Below are 22371 nucleotides of genomic sequence, written 5' to 3'. Positions count from 1 at the left end.
CATGCGGCGCATCCGAAGCATCCACTCATCCCGATTGCGCTCCAACGCGATCCCCTGCGAGATCGTAAACAGGTTCTTAGCGCATGCCGTCGTTGCTCTGCTTGCCGGTCAAGGCGGAGTAGACCATGTGGCCCACCGTCGCCATCAGCAGCAGTGGCCCGCCTACATGGGGCAGGCTTGTGAACAGCAGCAAGGCCCCGATCTCCAGGGCAATGATCGCCGGGATGTGGGTCCATTTCATGTTGGCTGGGCCTTTCTGGGCGAGCACAAGCTCCCCCTTTGCCTGTCCATTGTGGGCGCGGGCCGGGCTTGCTGCAACCGGTCTGGGTCCGCCTCACCCATTCACCAGCAAATGCTTCCACTCAAACCCCTTGGGTTTCCAGTGGCTCACATAGCACCCGGGGAAGTTGTGCGTCACCTGCAGCGAGGCATTGGGCCGCGTCTGGTGCAGCTGCCGGTATTGCGCCTCGGTCAGCTGCGCGTTGCGCAGCACCATGGACCAGATCTGCTGGCCGATGGCGGACTGGAACAGCGCCTCGTAGTCCTCGAACGGGATCGCAGGCCAGTCGCCCTCGGGCTCCATGAAGGGGCCACGCACGTCGCTGAAGTCCAACTGGCGCAGGGCAGGGTATTGCGCGGCATGGCGCGCCAGGTGGGCGATGAAGCCATTGGGGTTGTGGCCCGCGCCGATCTTCAGGCGCTGTAGCGCGGGCAGGGGCACGGTGAAGAAGTCCGGCCCGGGCGCCTGCGGCAGCTCCAGCGATTCGAGCGCAGGCATCAGCGCGACCAGCCGCCCCACATCGCCCGCGTCGTCCAGGATCTCGCCCTCGCGCACGATGCACACCTCGTTGTGGGCTGTGTTGTCGGCCTGAGGAATGGCCAGGTGGCGCAGGTGGGGGAAGGGTACGCCGCGTTCGATCAGCGGCGTGAACACCCATTCGCGCGTGCCGTTCGCGCCCTCGTCGGGCCCGGTGAAGGTCAGTGCGTGCAAGGCCTTGGCAATGGCAGGCTCGGCCAGTGTGTCCAGCAGCTCGGCAAAGATGGGCCGCTCCGTGTCGCCAGTGCTTGCGGCCGGGCCGTGGTAGTGCACATGCCAGCGCTCGCCGATGGGGGCGAACATCAGCTGGTGGCTGGCCTCCAGGGTGGCGGGGGGTGCTTCAACCGCTTCGTCGTCGTCCTCGTCGTAGCGGTCCTCCGCGTCCGCCTGGCGCTGCTCGGCGTCGAGGTCGGCCAGGCGTTGTTGCAGGGCGAGCAGGCGGTGCAGTACGGGGGAGGTTGCCATGGTGTCCTTGGTGAATGAAAAGAGGCGAAGGCTTTGCAGTCTAGTGGCCTGCAACGGGCTTCTGCTCTTGTCCTCGCCCCACGCAGGGCCACCACACCTGTTGAAATGGGTGTGCGCACCGTCTTTGTGACACCCGACGCCGACGAGTTACCGCTGTTCGACAAAGATCGGTGCAGCCCCACCCTTGCGTGCGGACATTGCCGCACCGCGCACTGCTGCGCGCGCTGCACAGGTGGACTGTCTTTTTATCGGCAGATCCACCGCCAAAAGCAAAAATGAAAGCCGATGGGCCGCTTTGGTCCGATGGGCGGGCGTGGGCCAGGAGATGCTGAAAGGAGTGCCCTGTTACGCCTCGTGAGGCGGCGCATTCGAGTAGCGCTTCGCAACGTCCCGAAGCCGTTCACCAAAGCGCCTGGCCGTCTCGATATCGCCTTCCAGCATTTCGTCGACCCCCGCATCGACCGGGGTGGTGGCCATCGCGCCTGAAGATGAACCGACATAGTTCAGGTCATTGCGCAGGGCTGCCTTGGTATTGGAGGGCATCATGCCGGTGCCCACCCACAGGCCACTGTGTTGCATGGCAAATGTCATGAAGAACTGCAAAGTGGACAGCTTGTCGCCGCTCATGCTCCCGCTGTTGGTGAAGCCCGCGAAGAGTTTGTCCTTCCATTGCTGGGCCATCCAGGCCGCAGAGGAGTCATCGGCAAATTTCTTGAATTGCCAACTCGCGCTTCCCATGTAAGTGGGTGAGCCCAGCACAATCAAGTCCGCGGCATCCAATCGCATCCAGGCGGACTCGGGCAGAGTACCTTGCGCATCGATCTCCAGCAATGCGGCCTCCGCGCCCTGGGCAACAGCCTGAGCCAGTCGCTGTGTATGGCCGTAGCCGGAATGGTAGACAACGACAATGGAAGGCATGGTGTTTTCTGCCTTCATTGGGCCGCCCTCCAGCGTGCAGCCGTTTCCAGCGCATGGTCGCGGTAGCTGCGCAACGAGGTGCCCAGCTCTTGCTGCATGCGCTCGACTGCGGCAGCGGAACCCAGCTCGCCATCCAACTGCATGCGCGCCATCATGAGCCGCATGTCATACGCCATCCACCCGGGTGCAAAGCTCTGGAACTGTGCTTCAAAAGGCCCGATGTCGTCACCTGCGTACTGAACGGTCTTGCCCAGCACATCGCTCCACACAGCGGCGGCGGTTTGACCCGACAGCGCTGTTGGCCCCACGACATCCAACACCTGCGTTGGCAGGGGGGCGCTTGCCGCGTCTCGGCGCAGCAGATGCTGTGCGGCAATCTGCGCCACGTCACGCGCGTCCACCATGGAAATGCCTGCACTGCCAATAGGCATGGGATACACGCCCCGCTCCAGAACACTGGACTGTATCAATGCATCGTCGTTCTGCATGAAGTAGGCGGGACGCAGAATGGTCGCGTGCATTCCAAGCTGTTCGATCATGCGTTCAACCGTGTGCTTCCCAGTGAAGTGCGGAACTTCGGTGAAGCGGTCGCTGTGCATGACAGACAGGTAGACGATGCGCTCGATACCTGCTTCGCGCGCCAGGTTGAGTGCAATCAGTGCCTGGGTGACTTCGTCTGCGGCCACTGTGTTGAGCAAGAAAAGCGTTCTTGCGCAAGCCATGGCAGCGCGCATCGAATCTACATCCCGAAAGTCTCCCTTGACAGCCGTAACGCCGGGGGGAAACTGCCGCGTTTCTGGTGTTCTGGTGAGGGCGTGAACGTCTGCGCCTTGCGCGGCCAGAAGCGCCACAACGTGTGAGCCGATAAGCCCCGTGCTGCCCGTAACGAGTATGGTCATTTGAGTTGCTTGAAAGTGTGCGGTTGTTTACTGAAAAAGGTCTGCTGCCAGGCAAGGAAGCGATCCATGTGGGCTCGTTTGACCCGGCAACAAGCCCCATTGTTGATGGTTTGACCTTGCTCCAATAGACTCGTTGTGTAGACACCGGCGTACCAAAATATGAACAATGAAAACTACTCGATTGACGATCTGCAGTGGTTCATCAAGATTGCGGAGGCGGGCAGCCTGTCACGGGCTTCTCGCCAACTGGATGTTCCGAAATCAACCTTGTCGCGCCGCCTGGCGCGCATGGAGACTGCAGCAGGGGTCAGCCTCGTCAAGCGCAACACCCGGGCCTTCGCATTGACCGACGCTGGCCAACGCCTGCTGGACGGAACAGGTCCACTGATCCATAAACTGAACGCTGTCACCCAGGAGGTTTTTTCTCCGGATCAAACGCCGGGGGGGCGCGTCCGTCTGGCTGCGTCAGCGACCTTTGGCAAAGTCGTGCTGCTGCCGCTGGTGACCGAGTACCTGTTCCAGCACGAACATCTGGAACTGGATGTCAAGCTCAGCAACCGCCACGTCAACATCGTCGAAGAAGGCATTGATCTGGCAGTGCGCATTGGCGAACTTGCCGATTCCAGCCTGAAGGCCCGCGCCGTCGGCACCGTACGCCCAGCCCTGTTTGCAAGCCCCGCCTATGCAAGCCAATACGGGTTGCCGCAGCATCCAGGTGAACTCAGCGCGCACGCCGGCCTTCTGCAGTCGAGGGAAGCCGCAGAAATCAAACTGCATTCGCGAAGCAGAACCGCAAAAGGACTTTTGCGTTCACGTTTGATCATCGGCCCATCCGACGCCTTGATTGCACCCACATTGGACGGACTGGGAATCGCCGTGCTGCCCGAGTTCCAGGCGGCGCCGCTGGTCGCATCAGGTCAATTGGTCAGGGTGCTGGAAGGCTGGCAAATGTCGGCGCTGAAGGTCCAGCTGATCTATCCCGCGCAACGCCATCAATCGCCAACAGTTCGGGCGCTGATGGCGTTTCTCGCGGAACAGATCCCCAAAAGGCTGAAGACACTGTCGATCTGATTTGCCTCGGGTTGACCAGACATTTTTTCCCAGCTCACAGGGCCTCTGTTCGGCTCCGCCAAGTCGCCTTCTTGGGTGATGCGGGGCTCGGGCGCGAGCAGCTAGACTTCGGCAAGCGGCCACAAGGAGTCACTCGGTTGCAGGGGCTGAGTTACCGCAAACGGGTCATCCAAAAATTGAGAGGGGAATATGCCGTTAGTCCTGATCCGACTCGATCCCCGCCACATGGTCAATCCAGATGCCGATCTTCGGTACATCGTGCCTGATCGCTTGGCGGAGGTTTCGAACGGCTTGCTGGTAGACAGCGGCTACGACTACGAGGAGACCACGAATGCGATGCTCATCTATCTTTTCACGGCAAACCTGGAAGCGGCGCTCTCCTTCGTGATCGAAGTCTTGGAGAACGAAATCATCTGCGAGAACCGGCTTGCCGATTCAGCCAAGGTGGGGACTACACCGCTCGATCAGTCGGAGCGACCTGCAGACTTCTCCATCATCTATCCGCGTGCCGAAGCTGGAGAGCGCATGGGATAACCCGCAGTTGGCCAAAAGCAGATTACTCGCCATGCCCTCCGATACGGGCCCGCGCTTGCGATCAGATGGCTCAAGCAAGGCGCACCGATCGACTCCGAAATCGCGACGAGGCTTGAATCCATCGTTCGAGGACGACGGTACGCACAACGGACTCGTTGTCGAAGTTTCTTCCCGCACAAGCGATGGGCGGAATCTCAGGGCCGTGCTGGCCCTGGATGTCCTGCTTTCGGGCCTTGGGCCTCAAGTCACTGCGCCGCCTGCTTGGCGCTGTCGCGCACGCTCTCGGCCGTCTGGTTGAACAGCACCTTCTTCTGCTCATCCGTCATGGGCTTGCGCAAGTCCTTGAGCAGGCCCAGCCCGCGCTGCACGGCGGGGCGCTCCATGAGGGTGTCGTGCCAGCGCTTGAGGTGCGGGAAATTGTTCTCCAGCGGAATCTCGTACGCCACGTGCGAGCGTATCCATGGCAGGCTGGCCATGTCGGCGATCGAATACTCGTCGCCCGCCACGTACGCGCCCGTGCGCGCCAGTTGGCCGTCGAGCACGCCGTACAGGCGGTTCACTTCCTTGCCATAGCGGTCGATGGCATAGGGCACCTTCTCGGGCGCGTAGTTCTTGAAGTGGCCGTTCTGGCCCGACATGGGGCCCAGGCCGCCCATCTGCCACATCAGCCACTGCATCTGCGCGTAGCGCTGGCGCAGGTCGGTGGACCAGAATTTTCCGGTCTTCTCGGCCAGGTACATCAAGATGGCGCCGCTCTCGAACACCGACACCGGCGCGCCGCCGCCCGGCGGATCGTGGTCCACGATGGCCGGCATGCGGTTGTTGGGGCTGATGGCCAGGAAGTCGGGCTTGAACTGCTCGCCCTGGCCGATGTTCACCGGCAGGGTGCGGTAGGGCAGGCCGCATTCCTCCAGCATGATGGAGATTTTCCAGCCATTGGGCGTGGGCCAGTAGTGCAGGTCGATCATGGTCTTGCGCGCTTCATCGGTAATGGACGGAAGAGGCAGCGTAGCAGCCTTGGGCGTTGGCTGCAGGGCGGGGGATAAAACGGTGTTCAGGTCGCGGCCAAGGGCCACACCGGTACGCGCAGCAGCGGGTGGTCCTGCAAGGCCTCTGCAAGAAAGTCCACGAACACCCGCACCGGCGCCGGCAGGTGCTGGCGGTCGCGAAAGCAGGCAAAGAACTCCAGCGGCTCCGGGTCGGCCAGCGTGCGCGCGCGGCCGCCTCCGGCCATGAACAGGGGCTCCAGCTGGCCGGCGGCGATGAGGGGGTTGGCGACAAAGCTGCCCAGCCGCGTCACGCCGGCCCCGGCCACCGCCAGTGCGGCCAGGGTGTCGATGTCATTGCACACCGCCGCGGTCTGGATGGCGGGCGCAAAGCGCTCGCCGCCGCGCAGGAACGGCCATTGCATCAAGCGCCCGTCGAATGGCATGCGAAACGACAGGCAGGGGTGGTGCGCCAGGTCTTCGGGCCGCCTGGGGCGGCCATGCTGGCGCAGGTAGGCCGGCGCCGCGCAGAACACCATGGGCGCGGTGGCGATGCGCCGGGCCACCAGGCCGGGCTCCAGCACATGGCGAAAGCGGATGCTCGCGTCCACGTCTTCCTTCAAGTGGTCCACATTGCGGTCCGCCATCACCATCTCCAGCCGCACCTGCGGGTAGCGCGCCATGAAGGCCGGCACCAGGGGGGCCACCACATGCCGGCCAAAGGCCACCGAGCATGCGATCTTGAGCCGCCCCTGCACGGCACCCTGCAGCGCCGACAGCTCGGTCCGCGCCTGGGCCAGACCGTCGAGCAGGGGGCTCACCTGGGCAAAGTAGGCCTCGCCCGCCGCCGTGAGCGCCTGCGAGCGCGTGGTGCGCGTGAGCAGCCGGGTGCCCAGCTCCTTCTCCAGCCGGGCCAGGTTCTGGCTGGCCGCTGCCGCCGTGATGCCCATCTGGCGCGCCGCGGCGGCAATGCTGCCACCTTCGACGACCCGGACAAAGGTTTCGATGCCGCGCAGGTTGGAAATAGCCATTGCTTATGAATGAGGGAGATGATTCATAAGTTGAGATTAGCACTGAAAGTGCCTGTGCTGGCCTACCGCACCGGGGCGGCAGCTTCTACAGTGGCGTTCATTCTTCTTCAACTGCCGCCACTTGCTCACCAATGTCCCAGTCCACACCCCAAGCCCGTTCCGAGCGCCCACCTTTCTGGAAGGTCCCCCAACGCTTCATGCCCGTGGTGTTCGCCTTCTACATGGCGGGCATCATGGCCTTTCTGATGTGCGCGGTGATCGTCGGCGCGGGCACCGGCCTGGCCAGCGGCTACCTCGGGCGCGTGCTCAGCGCCTATGCGCTGGCCATGCCGGTGGCCTTTGTCTGCGTGCTCTTCGTGCGGCCGGTGGTGCTGCGGCTGACCATGGCGACGCTGCGGGCGTGAGCGCCCCCTGCGTCCAGGATCAGCCGATCAGCGGCAGTGGCGCCTCGCGATGCACCAGCCCTGCCGCCCGCAGCTCGCGCCAGAAATCCGCCGGCACGGCCAGCTGCAGCGCAGCGCGGTCCTCCGCAATGCGCCCGGGCTGGCTGGCACCGGGGATCACCGCTGCCACCGCCGGATGGGCCAGCGCGAACTGCAGGCCCGCAGCTTTCATCGACACACCATACCGGTCGGCAATGGCCTTGATGGCAGCCACCTTGGCCAGGATGGCGGGTGTGGCCGGGGCATATTCAAAGTTGGGACCGCCGACCAGTGCGCCCGAGCTGTAGGGGCCGCCGACGACGATGGACAGCCCGCGCTCTGCCACCTTGGGCATCACACGCTGCAGTGCGCGGCTGTGGTCCAACAGCGTGTAGCGGCCCGCCAGCAAAAAGCCGTCCGGCCGCGGGCCCTGCAGGTCCAGCAGCAGTTCGATGGGCTCGACCCGGTTCACGCCCAGGCCCCAGGCCTTGATGACCCCTTCATCGCGCAAGCGGTCCAGGGCCTTGAAGGCGCCCTTGCGTGCGGTCTCGAACACGCTGAGCCATTCGTCGCCATAGAAGTCCTGCGCCACATCGTGCACCCAGGCGATGTCGATGTGGTCGGTCTTCAGGCGTTTGAGGCTGTCTTCGATGGAGCGCAAGGTCGCGTCCTCGGAGTAGTCATTGACGATGCGGTTCGGACGCCCGTGGCGGAACACGTCGCCCTTCTCACCCAGGTCGCGGGCGGACACGTCTTCCACCTCGTCCAGCACCAGGCGGCCCACCTTGGTGCTGACGACATAGTCGCTGCGCGGGCGGTCGGCCAGCGCCTCGCCCATGCGGATCTCGGCCAAGCCGGCGCCATAGAAGGGCGCATTGTCGAAGTAGCGGATGCCATCGTTCCAGGCCGCGTCCACGGTGGCGCGGGCCTCGGCCTCGGGGATGGCGCGGAACATATTGCCCAGCGGGGCGGTGCCAAAGCCCAGGCGGCCAGGCAGAAGGTTCTTGAGTACGGTCATGGTCTTCTCCTGTGTTGGCTGTGGGGGTCATGCCGCCTGCGCGGTCGTGAAGTCGGTGTAGCCCTCTGCACCGCCGCCGAAGTAGCCTGAGGCCGGCGCATTGAACAGCGGCAGCCGGTGCTGCAGCCGCTCCACCAGGTCCGGGTTGCCGATGAAGTCGCGGCCAAAGGCCACCATGTCGGCGTGGCCCGAGTCCGTGGCGGCGACGGCGCGCTCGCGGTCGTAGCCGTTGTTGGCGATGTAGGCACCACCCCCGAATGCGGCGCGCAGCGCCTGGTTGTCGAAGCGGCTGGTGCCGTCTTCGCCGTGCATCTGGCCTTCCACCACATGCAGGTAGGCCAGGCCCATGGCACCCAGGCGCTGGGCCAGGTACGCATGGGTTTCCATGGGCGTGCTGTCCAGCGGCGTGTCGCCGATGGCGGTGGACAGCGGCGACAGTCGCACGCCCACGCGGCCCGCGCCCCAGACGCCGGCCACGGCCTCGGTCACTTCCAGCGTGAGGCGGGCTCGGTTCTCGATGGAGCCGCCGTAACGGTCATCGCGCTGGTTGGTGCTATCGCGCAGGAATTGCTCCAGCAGGTAGCCATTGGCGGCATGCACCTCCACGCCATCGAAGCCTGCGGCCTGGGCGCGCAGCGCGGCCTGGCGGTAGTCCTCGACGATGGCGGCGATCTCGTGCAGTTCCAGAGCGCGTGGCGCGCTCGGGGCCTCGAAGCCTGCCTCGGTGAACACGTTGCCCCCGGCCTGCAGGGCCGAGGGCGCCACGGGCGAAGCGCCGTTCTCCTGCAGGCTGGTGTGCGACATGCGGCCCACATGCCACAGCTGCAGCACGACGCGGCCACCAGCCGCGTGCACGGCGTTGGTCACCTGCTTCCAGCCGGCCACCTGGGCATCGGTGTAGATGCCGGGGGTCCAGGCATAGCCGCGCGCCTGGCGCGAGATGTTGGTGGCTTCGGCAATCAGCAACCCGGCGCTGGCGCGCTCGGCGTAGTAGCGCGCCGCCAGCGCCGAGGGCACGCCGTCCATGCCGGCGCGTGAACGCGTCAGCGGGGCCATGGCGATGCGGTTCTTCACCTCGATGGCGCCCACGCGGGTGGGGGTGAACAGGGTTTCGGTGGCGGTAGCGGTGGTGGTCATGGTGGTTCCTTGCAAAGTCGAAAGTGGATGGGTCAGGGCTGGCACAGGACGAAGGATGCGCGCCCTGGTGAAATTCATCCAATTTATTTGCTGTATTCCAGATATACGGTTAAAAGCATATCTATGCGCTACGACCTCAACCTGCTGCCCGTCTTTCTCGCCTTGATGGAAGAGCGCAGCGTCACCCGTGCCGCCGAGCGCCTGGGCACCACGCAGCCCGCGCTGTCCAACGCGCTCATGCGCCTGCGCACGCTGCTGCAAGACCCGCTGTTTGTGCGCGAGCGCTACGGCATGCAGCCCACCGCGCGCGCCCTGGCGCTGGCGCCGCAGATCGCGCAGGCCCTGGGTGTGCTCGATGGCATCGTGCTGGGCCAGCAGGCCTTCGATCCGGCCAGCGCCGACCAGCTCGTGACCATTGCTGCCAACAGCTATATGGAGTTCGCGCTCATGCCGGCCATCGTGGCGCGGCTGCGCGAGCAGGCGCCCGGCATGCGCCTGCGCTTGGCGCCCTACGGCACCGACCTGGCCGAGACCGGCGTGGTCTCGGGCACCACGGCCCTGGTGCTGGGCCGCATCGTCGACGCGCCCGACAACCTGGTTGTGCAGCATCTGGGCGACGACGGCCTGGCCTGCATGGTGCGCGCGGGCCATCCCGAGGTCGGCGCCCGTCTGACGAAGAAGGTGTACGAGCAACTGCGCCATGTGAACGTGCTGCCGCCGGGCCGGTTGCGCGCCGGCCTGTTCCAGGCGCTGGAGCGCCAGGGTCTCAAGCGCGAGGTGGCGGTCTCGGTCACGCACTTCCTGGCCGTGCCCGAGATGGTGGCCATGACCGACTACTGCACCACACTGCCACAACTGATCTGCCGGCGCCTGGCGCACGACACGCGCCTTCGGGTGCTGCCCGCCCCCACGGACCTGGGCCGCTTTCCGCTGCACATGGGCTGGCATGTGCGCTACCGCGACGACCCCGCGCACCGCTGGCTGCGCACGCTGGTGGCCCAGGTGGCGCTGGAGCTATTGGGCGAGGGTGCCGCACCCCCGGCCACCGGGGCGCCGCGCAAGCGTGCCCGGCGCTGAGCGCCGGGGCGGCCTGCCAGGCTCTTACTGCGACATGCGCTTGGACAGGAAGCGCAGCACAAAGGGCAGCAGGATGCCCAGCGTGATCATGATGAAGCGCATCAGCGGTGGCTTGTTGCCAAAGGCCCAGTGGCCGAACCAGGCCACGATGAAGATGGTGTAGGCATAGGTGCGCAGCACCTGCATCACATCGAGCGGCACATCCTCGATGAACTCGTAGTTGGTGGTGCGCTTGAGAAAGGGCACGCCCTCGCTGCCCAGGTCGCGCAACCGCACGCTGCCCAGCGGAAAGATCGGCGCGACGATCTGGAACCACTTGGTGGTGACGAAAGAGTCGTCCTGCTCGAACTTGCACTTGCCCAGGTAGGAGGTACCAATGCCGTTGTAGGTATCAGGCATGGTGCGCTCCTGGCAGTGTGTCCCCGCTGCAATGCTGGCCGCAACTGGCCACAGCGCCTCTGTTCTTCATGGGCTTCCCCTGTTGGATTCTTGGATTTTTGGTGACCGCAGGGCCTGCCTCGAACGGGGTACAGCCCGCGGTGGGGCGATGGTGCCATGGCACCCCGGCGCCGATCAACCCGGGGCGACAGGCGGAGCGTTGTCGGGCGCCAACGGCTCCCAGGACTCGCGGGCCTCACCGCGCGCATGCCACGCCGGCACCGCATCTTCATGGATGCTGCGCAGCGCCTTCTTCGGTGTGAACGGCGTATCCAGCGTGCCCAGCGAGAACGACATCCACGCCGCCGCATCGCCATGCGCGCTGTGCCAGGTCAGGGGCGATCCGCATTCGGGGCAGAAGCTGCGCGTGACGCCCGGCGACGACTCGCGGTGCCTGACCCGGTCGGCCCCGTGCGTGAATGCGAAGCTGCCCACCGGCACATTGCCATAGGAGCCGAAGGCTGCACCATGGGCCTTCTGGCACATGCCGCAATGGCAGTGCGATGGCGCCTTGATCTCGGCACGGGCTTCGTAGCGCACGGCGCCGCACAGGCAGCTGCCCTGGTACAGCGGTGGTGCGGGGGTGTTGTCGTGGGGCATGGGTCGATTCTGCCCGGCCTTTCATGCAGCTGCAGCAGCTGCAGCCCCCGCGGCGCCCGCCGCATGGATCTGGTAGCCGTTCTTGCCCGAGCGCTTGATCTGGTACATGGCGCTGTCTGCATACTCCAGCAGCTTGGCCAGCGTGTCGCCGTGCGCCGGGTACAGGCTGATGCCGATGCTGGCGCCCAGCGCGAAATGGCGCTCCTCCACTGTGATGGGTTGGATCAGCTCCGTGAGCAGCTTGCTGGCAATGTCGCCGGCCTGCTCGGCGCGGTCCAGCTGGGTGCAGATCACCACGAACTCGTCGCCGCCGATGCGCGCGCAGATGTCCGTGCTGCGGGTGCTGTTCTTGAGCCGGCCTGCCACGGTGCGCAGCACTTCATCGCCCACATGGTGGCCCGCGAGGTCGTTGATGGGCTTGAAGTTGTCGAGGTCGATGAAGATCACGGCGGCCGACTGGTGGGGCCGGTTGGCCAGCACCAGCGCCTTCTCGAACAAGGTGTTCATGTAGCGCTGGTTGTTCAGCCCGGTCAGCGGGTCCTGGAAGGCCATGTCCAGCGCATTCGCCTCGGCTTGCACCAGGCGGCGCTGAAAATCCATGAGCACCGCCGCCAGCAGTGACAGGTACTGCACCAGCACCAGCAGCGTGCCCAGCAGGAAACCGGTGACGCGCCAGCCCGGCACGGCCTGGAAGATCACGAAGGCCGACATCCAGTGCAGCACCAGCGCCGCGCTCACCACCGCGGTCAGCAGCATCAGGTGGTTGGGCACATCGTTGCGCCGCTGGTAGGCCGTCCAGGCGATGAAGCTGAGAAAGCCGGCATTGAAAACGGCCAGGCCTGCGCTGCGGGCCAGTGGGTCGATGTCGGCCACCCAGGCAAACAGCACCCAGAGCTCGGCCACCGCCAAGGCGGCCCAGAAACCACGGTGGCGCCACTTCAGGCCCAGGAACTCGGTCAGGCCGATGGCCAGCAGCGCCTTTTCCACCACCACCAGCGCGGCATAGACGAACACGGCCAGCGCCATGTCGGCATGGCTGACCAGAAAGAAATACGCCAGGCGCGAAGCCATCGCGAACAGCATCGCCCCTGCCCACCACCCCGGCCCGGGGTTGGCGCGTGGGAGCCGGCCCATCCACAGGAACAGGATGGCAAAGACGAAATAGATGGTGCAGCCGATGGTATGAACGATTTCGCTGGGCATGACGGCGCTCCATGGGCAGCGTGGACACCGGCCATTTCCTGCACCCATGGCCACGCTGTTGCTGCGCGTGGCTGAAGTCCTGACTGTCTCCCCAGCCCCGCTGCTCAGATGCAGTATGGGCTCAGCCCCTGCGCGCCGTGCCCAGGGTCAATCCCCTTGCAATTTGGGACGTTTTGTAACATTTGGAGGCGCATTGGGATGGCGGGTCCCATGCGCTGGGCCATTGCAGGGCAATGGTGTGGCGCCAGGCAAGCGATGCCACCGCGGATTGGCGTGGCGCGGCCGGCCGCACAGGCCAGAGCGCCGGATCCACCTTGTTGCCTCAATCCGTCTCTTCAAACACCAGCGACGGCGTGGACATCACGCGCACGGTCTGCGACAGGTCTTCCACCAGGCGGTTGGCGAAATAGCTGTTCTGCGTGTCGGGCTCCAGCGCGGCCACGGCCAGGTGGGCCAGGGGCTGGTTCAGGGGCACGTAGTAGCTGCCGGCGGGCACGTCGATGGCGGCGCGCACGGGGGCCACCTGCACGCGCAGGATGTCGGCGTCGCCGCCGATGCTGCCCAGCACGTCGCGGCGCTCCGAGGTCTCGCGCGCGGTCTCGCGGTAGGTGTCGGCCAGCAGCGAGCCGCCTTCGCCGATGCGCAGCACCTGCAGGCCAAGCAGCTTCAGGCGCTCGACCACCGGTGCGGCCTGGCTCGCCACCCAGTAGCCGCAGGGGCGGGCGCGGGATTTGAGGGTGCGCAGGTTCAGCGAAGAGTTCCAGTCCACGCGCGTGGCGCGGTCCATGCCGGTCTCGGGGTCGATGAAGACCACCTCGCGCTGCGTGGGCGTGGGGCCGGCTTCGACGACCACGTTGTCGCGGCAGGCCTTGGCCGAGATGTCGCGCACCACGAAGCTGCGCACCTGCTCCAGGTTGGCGGCACGCTCGGCGGTGGAGCGCAGCGCGCTGGTGATGGCCGTGACCTGGGTGTGCACGCGGCGCTGCAGGTGCAGCGCGCCGATGCCCACGCCGCGCGTCTCGATCAAGAGGCTCACGGTGTTCTTCAGGCCGTGCACGTTGCGGCCCGTGTCGGGCTGTACGCCGCCCATAGACAGGGTGCGGTCATCGGCACCCGTGGCATTGGTGTAGTACCACTCGCTGGACAGGCCCTGGGCCTTGAGCGCCGCCACCATGGGCTGGTGGTACCACTCCTGCGAGGCCTTGGTCAGGAACTCGGGGTAGTTCGCCGTGGTGGTGTACTGCAGCAGCGCGTCGTAGCGCTGCACGGCGTTGAACTTTTCCTTGTAGCGGCCGGCCACGGTGTACTCGTGCGCGTCCACCACCAGAATGGGGCGGTAGTCGCGCACCAGGCGCGCGATGGCCTGGGCCTCGGGCGTCTTGAGCAGCAGGTGGTCGCGGTTCATGTCGATGCCGTTGGCCGTGCCCCGCGTGTCGGCCTGGGCGCCGTCGGGGTTGGCGCGCGGCACCACGATCACGTTGATGCGCTCGAGCAGCGGCTCCAGCAGGCCCTGGCCGAGTTCGCGCGCAATCACCAGCAGGGCTTCGGCGCCGGCCGGCTCGTTGCCGTGCTGCTGGCCGATCAGTACCACGGTGGGGCGCTTGCCGGCGTCCAGGCTGGCCGGGTCATCGCCCTGGGCACGCGTGAGCAGCAGGCCCAGCAGGGGCTCGCCGCGCTGCGAGGCGCCCAGGCGCAGCACGCTGGCGCGCGAGGGGCCGCCTGCCGAGCCCTGGGCCACGGACTGCAGCCACTGCTCCAGCTCGGCATTGGTGGTGAAGGCGCGGCGGTCGGGTGCCAGGCCGGGCGTGCTGTAGCGCACCTGGGGCTCTGGGAAGCGCGCCAACACGGCGGGGCCATACGGCGGTGTGGACGGGGTGGCCAGGGGCTCGTTGCGGCCCACGATGGGCGCGGCGGGCGGCAGCGGCGCGGCAATGGCACCTGTGGCGGCGGGCTGGGCCGAAGGGGGCTGCGGTTGCGCTGCCGTGCCGAGCGGTGCCGGAACCACCTTGCCGGGCTGCGTGCGCGGCAGCGGTGCCGGGGCATTGGGGCGCGGCGCTGCGGCGCCGGACGAAGGCCAGGGCGGCAGCGGCGTGCTGCTGCAGGCCGCCAGCAGCACGGCCACCAGGGCAGCCGCCGCGGTGCGGGCGGGCCAGCGGCTGGCGGGGGCGTCGGGGTGCCGGGTCGGCGTGGACGTGGAAGTAGGAGCGCAAGGCAGTGTCATGGTCGTCTCGTCGCCCAGGCAAATGGAGGGGCGCATGGGGCGGCATCTTACTGGGGGGCTCGTTACCACTTGTGTCAGCCGGCACGCCGTGTTGCAGAGCAAGCTGCGGCAGGGCTTGCCAGACCCCTGGCTACTTCCGGGTATTGTCCGTACAGACCGTCTGCCCTGCCACGCGTGCGCAGCTCTTGCCGGTGGCCGGGTCCACAGAGTCCGGCCCGCTCTTCATGTGCACGCCGCCCTTGTTGTCGTGGCACAGGCCAGCATCGCAATAGACGATGACCACGGGCGTGCTGGCGGCGGGCGCCTTGCCGGCCAGCGGGGGCTGGTTCGCTCCCGGCGCCACCGTGCCGCAGGCGGCGGCCACCCGGTTCTCCTGCCCTTCCAGGCGAATGCGCTTTTCCTCGGGCGACAGGGTGCGCAGCGCCATGAGTTGGGCCATTTCCTCCTTGGCGGCGCGGCAGGGGGGCGAGTTGGGTGTGCCCGTCCCCTGCGCGCGGTTGCGCGCCTGCTCCCAGGCGACTTCGCGCACGCTGGGGTCGGGCAGAATCACCCCGCCCGTCTGGCTGCGGGTGCAGGGCTGATCGCTGTAGACCATCTTGCCGTCCGCCTGTTTGCAGCGGTGCACTTGCGCGCTCGCAGACAGGGCGGCCAGGCCCAGGCAGGCGAACACCATCATTTTCCAACGCATCTGTCGCTTTCTCTGAATCGCGCTGGAATGTAGCACCGCGATGCGCCCGCGTGTAAAGGCAAATGGGTGATGCGGCGCGGCGCCGGGCTGTGCCGCCAGCCTGGCGTCACGGGCCTGGCGCAGGCGCGTGTTTTTCCTCCATCTGCAGCCTGAGCAGCGCGCGCACAAAGCCGTGGTCAGAGCGCGTGCGGTCGCGGCCCTCGTGCAGGTGGTCGTTGAAATAGTCCACCCGGCGCACGTCGCCCAGGCTGTTGCGCCCGCGTGGCAGGAACTCCTCGCTCACCAGGATCTGGTCGAGCACCGAGGGTGATCCCTGGTGGATGTGGGAGAAGGCCACATCCTTCTTGAGCGCCATCTCGCCCTGCAGGTCGTAGGCGTTGAACAGCGCCACGTCGCGCGCCGAACGGTCGTAGGCGATCTCGGTGGTGGCGCAGATGAGCTGGGTGGTCACACTGTCGGGTGTGTCGTTGAAGTCACCCATCACCACCAGCGGCACGCTGGTGCGCTGCAGCAGGTCGATCACCAGGCAGCGCAGGGCCATGGCCTCGGCGCCGCGCATCACCAGCGAGCGCAGCGAGGCCAGGGCGCCGACCTTGCGATCGTCCTTGTCCTCCAGCACATGGCCGTTGGCGTCCTGCAAGAACTTGGGGCGCTTGGATTTGAGGTGCGCCGTGAGCACGTTCACACGCTGCCCGTGCTTCATGCGCAAGGTGGCCACCAGGGGCGGGCGCTCGAAGCGCGTGTGCAGTCCCAGGCCCGGCACCTCGACCTGGAAGGCCGGCGGAAAGTGGGCGAAGGACTGCAGCGCTTCCACCTTCAGGCGTGTGGCAATGCCCACGCGCGGCGTGCCCTGGGCGCCGTTGCGCTTGTCGTCGTTCTCCGCACCGGGCACGGCCACGAAATCGTAGCGCAGCCCGCTGTGCGCGATAGCTGCCTTCAGCGCCGCCTCGTCCCATACCTCCTGCACGGCCAGCACATCGGCATTGAGCGTGTGAAACCGGCCGCCCAGCCAGTCGATCTTGCGCTCGTACTCGGCCTCGGTATAGGCCTCCTGGTTGGGGTAGAACATGCGCCCGGGGTTGGCCAGGTTGAGCACATTGCAGGTGGCTACCATCAGCGTGGCCAGGGGCGGGGGCGTGTGGTCGGCAGGGGTGGGGCGCATGGGCGGGGCCGGGTGGCAACAGAAGGATGGGAAGCCCCATCCTAGCGGCTTTGTCTGCAAGCCATGTGTCGCTTCAAAAGGGGGCCAACTGGTAGCGGTTGTGCAGGGTCACCGCCAGCACCAGCAGAAAATACGCGGCCACGGCGCCGCCGAGCCCGAACTCGGTGGCCTGCTGCAGCGGCGTGCGCCCGTGCTCCAGAGGCCCGATGGCCAGCGCGAACAGCAGGGCCGGCATGATGAAGTAGCGCCCCTGCACGCCCGAGATGGCAGCCACGGGGTAGTCGTTCCAGGTGACTGCGATGGCGAAGAAGGCCAGCAGCGCGCTGCTCACGGCGCAGGCCGTGAGCACGGCGCGCAGTGCGGTGTAGGGCCGCTCCTCGCGCTGCGCATAGGCCGCGGCCAGCAGCGCCATGAGCACCAGCACCGCCCAGATACCGCGCATGGCCGGCTTGGGGATGAAGGTGTCGAGCCAGCCCAGCACGCCCACGAAGGAGGAGGCCAGGAAGGGGCCCTTGTCCGGATGGGCCAGCGTGCTGCCGACCAGGCCCAGGAAGTACAGCGGGTCCTGCAGGTAGATCTGCACGATCTGCAGCGTGGAGTGCGAGCGAGGGACGCGTCCATCGATCGTGGTGAGCAGCACGAACAGCGTCCAGCCCAGGCTGGCCGCGCACAGCAGCACGAAGCCGCCGAGCCGGGGCCACGAGAAGCGCTGGCACAGCAGCAGCATAGGGATTGCCAGCAGCGGCAGCAGGTTGGTGCGCGAGGTGACCAGCACGAACGTGAGGACCCCGATCACGGCAAACCGCCAACGGTTGCGCGGCGCTGCGCTACCCTGGCATTGCGCCTGGTACTGCGCAATGGCCAGCCCCGCGAGCACCAATGTCATGGCAATGCACAGGCCGTCGATGGTGGGCGACAGGATCTGGAAGGCCGACATCGGCATCAGCACCAGGGCCCGCACCAACAGGTTGGCGGGCAGCAGTTGCCAGGCCCAGGCCAGCAGGGCCAGCACGGTGAACGTCACCATGGCGCGCGTGAAGTCGTAGCTGGCTCGCATCGACCAGTCCAGATGGCGCGATACCGACAGTCCGACCGCATGCGGCAGGTAGATCAAGGGCAGGTAATAGGCCGTGCCTGCCACGTCTATGAATTGCCTGTCGTTCGCCCACCCATGCTGTGATGCCTGCTCCATGAGCCAGGTGGAGGAAGGCCCATTCTTCTCTCTCTCCACGACCTTCATCATCCAGCGGCCGAAATAGACGAGGTGAGCGTCGGTATAACCCCCGCTATAACCCTTGGCATCTGGCGCAGGTTTTTCCAGCAGCAGTTGACCATTTCCGATCATGTCGGCGCGAAAGAGATGGGTCACCTCGTCTGGCGACTGAAAGGCGGGAATCAGGCGAGCCAGGGTGCAGGCCAGAAAAAAGGCGAGGCAGAATAATCCAAGGTAAATGGGGCGCCGCATGGGGCGCGTGGCGGAAACTGCTTTGGTACTGCGCAGCGGCACGTGGCCATGGCGCGTGGTAGGCGCCAGTGCATTCGAATCCAGGGTGGCTTGCATTGGATTATCTCCCTGCTCTTTGGTATTTATGTTGGGACGAATCGGTTCGTGCCGGGTGGATGGTCAGGGCCTGTGAAAAAAGCCGTGGCTGTCCCCTCCTCCATGGCCATGGAGGAAAAACGGATTGCGAAAATCCAGGGCGAAGAATATCCATCGCCCGGTGCGATCAGAAATTGAAAACGGCGGAAAAAGGCGCCCGGCAACGGGCGCATCAGAAAATCGAAAGCTGGGGCATTGTGGCGCGAGGCCGGGGTATTGAACGGTGATTTCCGTCACGTCCCGGTTGCGCTCGGGTCCGGAGCGCGTGCCAAGGTACGGCAGGGCGCCGCGCCTGGTGGTTCAGCGGGGCGGGGCTGCCTGCCCGCCCATTTGTTTATTCATTCGGCCAGTGCCACGCCGTGCAGTGACTGCTGCGTGACCTTGGCATAGGCCAGCACCGCGATGAGCTTGTGCAATAGGGTGCGGTCGTCGCTCTCCAGCGGGCTGGCCAGCAGCGGCACCAGGTGCGCCAGCGCCTGCTCGACCTCCTGCGCCGAAAAGGTCTGGTCCTCGTAGAGGCCGAAGATCCGGTGCAGGAAGAATGAGTCGGCGTGCGCGAGCAGGCGCAGTATCGCCGGCAGCTCATGGTGGCCGATGCTGCCAACATGGTGGGCCGGGTTGCGCAACTGGGGGCCGTTGCCGGCGATGAAGTCGAGTGCCATGGGCTGCTGGGTGTGTGCGTTGCTCGTGGAAACACCGGGGTGGGTCGGGGCCGCCTGGCGGCTCAGGGCGGGGCGCCCTTGCCTGCGTGGTAGGTGGCCAGGGCCGAGGCAATGGCAGACGGCCAGTAGAACAGCGCGATGGCGATGACCGTGGCCACCCAGCCCAGGTAGATGCACCAGAAGTGGCAACGGGCCTTGGAGCTGGCCTGGCGCCAGGTCATGACCGACAACAGCAAAAGCTGGGCCGGCAGCACCGTGAGCAGGATGTAGTGCACCCGCAGCGTGGGCGAGACCTCGGCGTCGGTGAACGCATAGGCCAGGAAAGAGCCCGCGCTTTGCAGGAAGGGCACGTTGGAGGAGGCGTCTGGCACCAGCAGAACGAACCAGACGCCCAGGGGGAGCACAGCACTGAAGGCAAACTCCAGGCTGGCCATGCGCAGTTCAGAGAGCTTCATTTTGGGTGAAATGGTGAGGTTCATACGGCGGAGACTCGTCAAAACGCGGTGGTGGGTGGGGCATGGGCCACGGAGTCCGGCGGGCCTCAGGCGGCGCAGGCCTGGGCCACCGCCTGCACCGCCTGAGGCTCCAGAACCAGGCCGATATGGCTGATGCCGGGCACCACGGTCACAGGAACGGGCCGCATGGCCTGGGCGAACGAGGGGGCGTAGCGGTCGGCGTGGAAGACCTCATCGTCCTGCCCGGCCACGATGGAGAGCTGCCCGCGCGCCTGGCGGATATCGCCCAGGTAGTCTGCCTGGGGGCGGAAGTTCATCGCCACGGTGTACGAGTAACTGGGCGTGAGGTGCGGGCGCGATTCGGCGTCGAGCGCAAAGCGCAGCACATCAAGGTGGTTCCACGCCGTGATGCCCAGGGCGTTGAGCAGGCGCAGGGCCAGCAGGCGCGGCAGGCCCACCGAGGCCCAGCCCCCGACATCGGGCCTTGCAGTGGGCGCGCTCTGGTGCAGAAAGGGCGCCAGCAGCACATAGTGCTCGAACAGGTCCTGCCGGGCACTGCCGGCAAAGCGCAGCGCAAAGCCGCCGCCGGCCGAGAACCCCATCAAGGTCTGGGGGCCCGCATGCGGCACGGCCTGGAGGAAGTCTTCCAGGTCATCTTCCATCTGCCCCAGGTAGGCCGCCTGCCCGCGCGGGCCGGAATCGCCGTGGCCGCGCATGTCCAGGGCAGCGACCTCGTGGCCCGCGCTGGCCAGCGCCTGGGCCAGCACATGCATGGAGCGTGCGCGCGAGGAGGATCCGTGAACGAGCACCACCCGCCGGCGCGGTGCGCCCACCGGGCCCGCCGGCGCATAGGCATGCCAGGCCAGCCGCGTGCCATCGCGTGCCACCCAATGGCGCACAGGCGGCAGGCCGCTGAAATCCACGGCGTCGAACGGGCTGTTCACACTGGCCAGCGGCGCAATGTCCCGTGGCCCGCCCCAGGCGATGGCCGCGGCCAGGCCCAGGGGCACGGCAATCAGCAACAGGGCGGCGAGGGTCAGCATCGGCAAGGGCTGCAAGGTGAATGTGGGCGCCATTGTGGCGAGATTCCCTGCGCTCGGGCAGCACTCAAATGGGTGATATGGCAGGGGGTGCATACGCCGTTTCCCAGGGGCCGCTGCTGTCGGTTCTCTCCTACATCCATAAATTTACAAAGGGCTACACTCATCTCGCACCCTCGGGGGGAGGCATGCGGTTGGTGGTTTGCCGGTTGTTTGGTCCCAACAAGTATTCGAAAGGCGAGTGCAGTCCCATGACACCAACCCTTGCACCGGAGTCCGTGGACCTGTTGCCCCCTGCCCGCGACCCCGCCCCGGGCCTTGCGGCACCAGACCCGCTGGCCGAGGCGCGCTCGCGGCAGATCCTCTCGGCGCTGCTGTCGTTTTCCGAAGGGGACTTTGCGGCGCGGCTGCCGGTCGACTGGCCGGGCACGGACGGGCGCATCGCCGAAGCCTTCAACCAGACCATCCGCCAGGCCGCGGGCTTCACCGGCGAGGTCGCCCGCCTGAGCGAGACGGTCGGCAAGGAAGGCCGGCTGGCGCAGCGCATCTCGGCGCCCGCGGCGCAGGGCAGCTGGGCGGCACAGGTCGTCGCCCTCAACACCCTGGTGGACGACCTGGTGCGCCCCACCACCGACATTGCGCGCACCATCGGCGCGGTGGCCAAGGGCGACCTTGGCCAGTCCATGGAGCTGCAGGTCGACGGCCGCCCGCTCAAAGGCGAGTTCCACCGCTCGGCCGAGCTCGTCAACACCATGATCGAGCAGCTCTCGGTCTTCACCTCCGAGGTCACGCGCGTGGCGCGCGAGGTGGGCATCGAGGGCAAGCTGGGCGGTCAGGCCCAGGTCAAGGGCGTCTCGGGCGTATGGAAGGACCTGACCGAGTCGGTCAACCAGATGGCCGGCAACCTCACGGCCCAGGTGCGCAACATCGCCGAGGTGACCATTGCAGTGGCCAACGGCGACCTGTCCAAGAAGATCACGGTGGACGTGCGCGGCGAGATCCTGCAGCTCAAGGAGGCGACCAACACCATGGTCGACCAGCTGCGCTCCTTTGCCTCCGAGGTCACGCGCGTGGCGCGCGAGGTCGGCACCGACGGCCGGCTGGGCGGCCAGGCCGTGGTGCCCGGCGTGGCCGGCACCTGGAAGGACCTGACCGATTCGGTCAACTCCATGGCCAACAACCTGACCTCGCAGGTGCGCAACATCGCCACGGTGACCACGGCCGTGGCGCGCGGCGACCTCTCGCGCAAGATCACGGTGGACGTCAAGGGCGAGATCCTGGAGCTCAAGGAGACCATCAACACCATGGTGGACCAGCTCAACGGCTTTTCGTCCGAGGTGACGCGCGTGGCGCGCGAGGTGGGCACCGAGGGCAAGCTCGGCGGTCAGGCCCAGGTGCCCGGCATTGCCGGCACCTGGAAGGACCTGACCGACTCGGTCAACTCCATGGCCAGCAACCTCACGGGCCAGGTGCGCAACATCGCCGGCGTGGCCACCGCCATCGCCAAGGGCGACCTGTCCTCCAAGATCACGGTCGAGGTCAAGGGCGAGATCCTGGCGCTCAAGGAAACCATCAACACCATGGTGGACCAGCTCAACGCCTTTGCCTCCGAGGTGACGCGCGTGGCGCGCGAAGTGGGCACCGAGGGCAAGCTCGGTGGCCAGGCGGCCGTGCCGGGCGTGGCCGGCACCTGGAAGGACCTGACCGACAACGTGAACTCCATGGCCAACAACCTCACGGGCCAGGTGCGCAACATCGCCGACGTGACCACCGCCGTGGCACGCGGCGACCTCTCGCGCAAGATCACGGTGGAAGTGAACGGCGAAATCCTGGAGCTCAAGAACACCATCAACACCATGGTGGACCAGCTCAACGGCTTTGCCAGCGAGGTGACGCGCGTGGCGCGCGAGGTGGGCACCGAGGGCAA

General features: G+C 66.3%; 23 protein-coding genes. 5 read left to right on the top strand and 18 right to left on the bottom strand.

The features are described 5' to 3' along the window. Positions 1 to 76: 76 nt before the first annotated feature. From AC3WOH_RS26270 to AC3WOH_RS26255, 4 genes are all read right to left on the bottom strand, one after another. A complete protein-coding gene (locus AC3WOH_RS26270) occupies positions 77 to 241 on the bottom strand; it encodes a hypothetical protein (RefSeq protein WP_492232282.1) in 165 nt (54 codons plus the stop codon). 93 nt (positions 242 to 334) lie between these two features. Further along, entirely contained in the window at positions 335 to 1282 is a 948-nt protein-coding gene (locus AC3WOH_RS26265) for a hypothetical protein (protein WP_492232281.1), read from the bottom strand. A gap of 345 nt (positions 1283 to 1627) precedes the next feature. Then, positions 1628 to 2200 carry a flavodoxin family protein gene (locus tag AC3WOH_RS26260; RefSeq protein ID WP_492232280.1) on the bottom strand — a complete coding sequence of 191 codons (573 nt, stop codon included), beginning with the start codon at positions 2198 to 2200 and terminating at the stop codon, positions 1628 to 1630. Between the two features lie 14 nt (positions 2201 to 2214). Next, a complete protein-coding gene (locus AC3WOH_RS26255) occupies positions 2215 to 3099 on the bottom strand; it encodes an NmrA/HSCARG family protein (RefSeq protein WP_492232279.1) in 885 nt (294 codons plus the stop codon). Between the two features lie 159 nt (positions 3100 to 3258). Here AC3WOH_RS26255 and AC3WOH_RS26250 point away from each other — a divergent pair, with 159 nt between their 5' ends. Together AC3WOH_RS26250 and AC3WOH_RS26245 are read left to right on the top strand one after the other, a co-directional pair. Beyond that, positions 3259 to 4170, top strand: a complete 912-nt coding sequence (locus AC3WOH_RS26250; protein WP_492232278.1) for a LysR family transcriptional regulator — start codon at positions 3259 to 3261, stop codon at positions 4168 to 4170. 189 nt (positions 4171 to 4359) lie between these two features. Beyond that, a complete protein-coding gene (locus AC3WOH_RS26245; RefSeq protein ID WP_492232277.1) occupies positions 4360 to 4704 on the top strand; it encodes a hypothetical protein in 345 nt (114 codons plus the stop codon). Positions 4705 to 4949: 245 nt separating this feature from the next. Here the strand turns inward: AC3WOH_RS26245 and AC3WOH_RS26240 are convergent, their stop codons facing one another. Further along, positions 4950 to 5672, bottom strand: coding sequence for a glutathione binding-like protein (locus AC3WOH_RS26240; RefSeq protein WP_492232276.1), 723 nt, complete (start codon positions 5670 to 5672; stop codon positions 4950 to 4952). A gap of 86 nt (positions 5673 to 5758) precedes the next feature. Continuing rightward, positions 5759 to 6715: a LysR family transcriptional regulator gene (locus AC3WOH_RS26235; protein ID WP_492232284.1), complete on the bottom strand. Its 957-nt coding sequence runs from the start codon at positions 6713 to 6715 to the stop codon at positions 5759 to 5761. 137 nt (positions 6716 to 6852) lie between these two features. On the opposite strand from AC3WOH_RS26235, the gene AC3WOH_RS26230 reads away from it, so the two are divergent. After that, the gene (locus AC3WOH_RS26230; RefSeq protein WP_492232275.1) at positions 6853 to 7125 is read left to right on the top strand and encodes a DUF2798 domain-containing protein; all 273 of its coding nucleotides are present in this window, start codon (positions 6853 to 6855) and stop codon (positions 7123 to 7125) included. 19 nt (positions 7126 to 7144) lie between these two features. On the opposite strand, the gene AC3WOH_RS26225 is transcribed toward AC3WOH_RS26230, so the two are convergent. Further along, positions 7145 to 8161 carry an aldo/keto reductase gene (locus tag AC3WOH_RS26225; protein ID WP_492232274.1) on the bottom strand — a complete coding sequence of 339 codons (1017 nt, stop codon included), beginning with the start codon at positions 8159 to 8161 and terminating at the stop codon, positions 7145 to 7147. A 27-nt stretch (positions 8162 to 8188) separates the two neighbouring features. Then, complete coding sequence (locus AC3WOH_RS26220; RefSeq protein ID WP_492232273.1) at positions 8189 to 9298, bottom strand: alkene reductase; 1110 nt, start codon at positions 9296 to 9298, stop codon at positions 8189 to 8191. 123 nt (positions 9299 to 9421) lie between these two features. Between AC3WOH_RS26220 and AC3WOH_RS26215 the strand changes: the two genes are divergently transcribed. Continuing rightward, complete coding sequence (locus AC3WOH_RS26215; RefSeq protein ID WP_492232272.1) at positions 9422 to 10375, top strand: LysR family transcriptional regulator; 954 nt, start codon at positions 9422 to 9424, stop codon at positions 10373 to 10375. Positions 10376 to 10399: 24 nt separating this feature from the next. Here AC3WOH_RS26215 and AC3WOH_RS26210 read toward each other — a convergent pair whose 3' ends face one another. From AC3WOH_RS26210 to AC3WOH_RS26165, 10 genes are all read right to left on the bottom strand, one after another. Next, the gene (locus tag AC3WOH_RS26210; RefSeq protein WP_492232271.1) at positions 10400 to 10774 is read right to left on the bottom strand and encodes a hypothetical protein; all 375 of its coding nucleotides are present in this window, start codon (positions 10772 to 10774) and stop codon (positions 10400 to 10402) included. Between the two features lie 174 nt (positions 10775 to 10948). Beyond that, on the bottom strand, positions 10949 to 11413 hold the full coding sequence (locus AC3WOH_RS26205; protein WP_492232270.1) for a GFA family protein: 465 nt from the start codon (positions 11411 to 11413) through the stop codon (positions 10949 to 10951). 21 nt (positions 11414 to 11434) lie between these two features. Next, positions 11435 to 12616 (bottom strand): diguanylate cyclase domain-containing protein, encoded by a 1182-nt coding sequence (locus AC3WOH_RS26200; protein ID WP_492232269.1) that lies wholly within the window; start codon positions 12614 to 12616, stop codon positions 11435 to 11437. A gap of 322 nt (positions 12617 to 12938) precedes the next feature. Then, a complete protein-coding gene (locus AC3WOH_RS26195; RefSeq protein WP_492232268.1) occupies positions 12939 to 14873 on the bottom strand; it encodes a M14 family metallopeptidase in 1935 nt (644 codons plus the stop codon). A gap of 94 nt (positions 14874 to 14967) precedes the next feature. Continuing rightward, on the bottom strand, positions 14968 to 15525 hold the full coding sequence (locus AC3WOH_RS26190) for a DUF4124 domain-containing protein (protein WP_492232267.1): 558 nt from the start codon (positions 15523 to 15525) through the stop codon (positions 14968 to 14970). A gap of 106 nt (positions 15526 to 15631) precedes the next feature. After that, a complete protein-coding gene (locus tag AC3WOH_RS26185) occupies positions 15632 to 16687 on the bottom strand; it encodes an endonuclease/exonuclease/phosphatase family protein (RefSeq protein ID WP_492232266.1) in 1056 nt (351 codons plus the stop codon). A 73-nt stretch (positions 16688 to 16760) separates the two neighbouring features. Further along, positions 16761 to 18152: a DUF2142 domain-containing protein gene (locus AC3WOH_RS26180; protein WP_492232283.1), complete on the bottom strand. Its 1392-nt coding sequence runs from the start codon at positions 18150 to 18152 to the stop codon at positions 16761 to 16763. 473 nt (positions 18153 to 18625) lie between these two features. After that, positions 18626 to 18949 carry a hypothetical protein gene (locus tag AC3WOH_RS26175; protein ID WP_492232265.1) on the bottom strand — a complete coding sequence of 108 codons (324 nt, stop codon included), beginning with the start codon at positions 18947 to 18949 and terminating at the stop codon, positions 18626 to 18628. Positions 18950 to 19011: 62 nt separating this feature from the next. Beyond that, on the bottom strand, positions 19012 to 19404 hold the full coding sequence (locus tag AC3WOH_RS26170; RefSeq protein ID WP_492232264.1) for a hypothetical protein: 393 nt from the start codon (positions 19402 to 19404) through the stop codon (positions 19012 to 19014). Between the two features lie 86 nt (positions 19405 to 19490). Then, positions 19491 to 20447 (bottom strand): alpha/beta hydrolase, encoded by a 957-nt coding sequence (locus AC3WOH_RS26165; protein WP_492232263.1) that lies wholly within the window; start codon positions 20445 to 20447, stop codon positions 19491 to 19493. A gap of 248 nt (positions 20448 to 20695) precedes the next feature. Here AC3WOH_RS26165 and AC3WOH_RS26160 point away from each other — a divergent pair. Further along, the coding region (locus AC3WOH_RS26160; RefSeq protein WP_492232262.1) for a HAMP domain-containing protein at positions 20696 to 22371 on the top strand (1676 nt) is incomplete at its 3' end.

Source organism: Acidovorax sp. FW305-C-20-28, from assembly GCF_058783375.1.
This window is presented reverse-complemented; position numbering and strand designations above follow the sequence as displayed.

Excerpts from the sequence above, each read along its gene's own strand:
- AC3WOH_RS26270 (WP_492232282.1), bottom strand. The coding sequence starts at position 241 with ATGAAATGGACCCACATCCCGGCGATCATTGCCCTGGAGATCGGGGCC.
- AC3WOH_RS26265 (WP_492232281.1), bottom strand. The coding sequence starts at position 1,282 with ATGGCAACCTCCCCCGTACTGCACCGCCTGCTCGCCCTGCAACAACGC.
- AC3WOH_RS26260 (WP_492232280.1), bottom strand. The coding sequence starts at position 2,200 with ATGCCTTCCATTGTCGTTGTCTACCATTCCGGCTACGGCCATACACAG.
- AC3WOH_RS26255 (WP_492232279.1), bottom strand. The coding sequence starts at position 3,099 with ATGACCATACTCGTTACGGGCAGCACGGGGCTTATCGGCTCACACGTT.
- AC3WOH_RS26250 (WP_492232278.1), top strand. The coding sequence starts at position 3,259 with ATGAACAATGAAAACTACTCGATTGACGATCTGCAGTGGTTCATCAAG.
- AC3WOH_RS26245 (WP_492232277.1), top strand. The coding sequence starts at position 4,360 with ATGCCGTTAGTCCTGATCCGACTCGATCCCCGCCACATGGTCAATCCA.
- AC3WOH_RS26240 (WP_492232276.1), bottom strand. The coding sequence starts at position 5,672 with ATGATCGACCTGCACTACTGGCCCACGCCCAATGGCTGGAAAATCTCC.
- AC3WOH_RS26230 (WP_492232275.1), top strand. The coding sequence starts at position 6,853 with ATGTCCCAGTCCACACCCCAAGCCCGTTCCGAGCGCCCACCTTTCTGG.
- AC3WOH_RS26225 (WP_492232274.1), bottom strand. The coding sequence starts at position 8,161 with ATGACCGTACTCAAGAACCTTCTGCCTGGCCGCCTGGGCTTTGGCACC.
- AC3WOH_RS26220 (WP_492232273.1), bottom strand. The coding sequence starts at position 9,298 with ATGACCACCACCGCTACCGCCACCGAAACCCTGTTCACCCCCACCCGC.
- AC3WOH_RS26215 (WP_492232272.1), top strand. The coding sequence starts at position 9,422 with ATGCGCTACGACCTCAACCTGCTGCCCGTCTTTCTCGCCTTGATGGAA.
- AC3WOH_RS26210 (WP_492232271.1), bottom strand. The coding sequence starts at position 10,774 with ATGCCTGATACCTACAACGGCATTGGTACCTCCTACCTGGGCAAGTGC.
- AC3WOH_RS26205 (WP_492232270.1), bottom strand. The coding sequence starts at position 11,413 with ATGCCCCACGACAACACCCCCGCACCACCGCTGTACCAGGGCAGCTGC.
- AC3WOH_RS26200 (WP_492232269.1), bottom strand. The coding sequence starts at position 12,616 with ATGCCCAGCGAAATCGTTCATACCATCGGCTGCACCATCTATTTCGTC.
- AC3WOH_RS26195 (WP_492232268.1), bottom strand. The coding sequence starts at position 14,873 with ATGCGCCCCTCCATTTGCCTGGGCGACGAGACGACCATGACACTGCCT.
- AC3WOH_RS26190 (WP_492232267.1), bottom strand. The coding sequence starts at position 15,525 with ATGCGTTGGAAAATGATGGTGTTCGCCTGCCTGGGCCTGGCCGCCCTG.
- AC3WOH_RS26185 (WP_492232266.1), bottom strand. The coding sequence starts at position 16,687 with ATGCGCCCCACCCCTGCCGACCACACGCCCCCGCCCCTGGCCACGCTG.
- AC3WOH_RS26180 (WP_492232283.1), bottom strand. The coding sequence starts at position 18,152 with ATGCGGCGCCCCATTTACCTTGGATTATTCTGCCTCGCCTTTTTTCTG.
- AC3WOH_RS26175 (WP_492232265.1), bottom strand. The coding sequence starts at position 18,949 with ATGGCACTCGACTTCATCGCCGGCAACGGCCCCCAGTTGCGCAACCCG.
- AC3WOH_RS26170 (WP_492232264.1), bottom strand. The coding sequence starts at position 19,404 with ATGAAGCTCTCTGAACTGCGCATGGCCAGCCTGGAGTTTGCCTTCAGT.
- AC3WOH_RS26165 (WP_492232263.1), bottom strand. The coding sequence starts at position 20,447 with ATGCTGACCCTCGCCGCCCTGTTGCTGATTGCCGTGCCCCTGGGCCTG.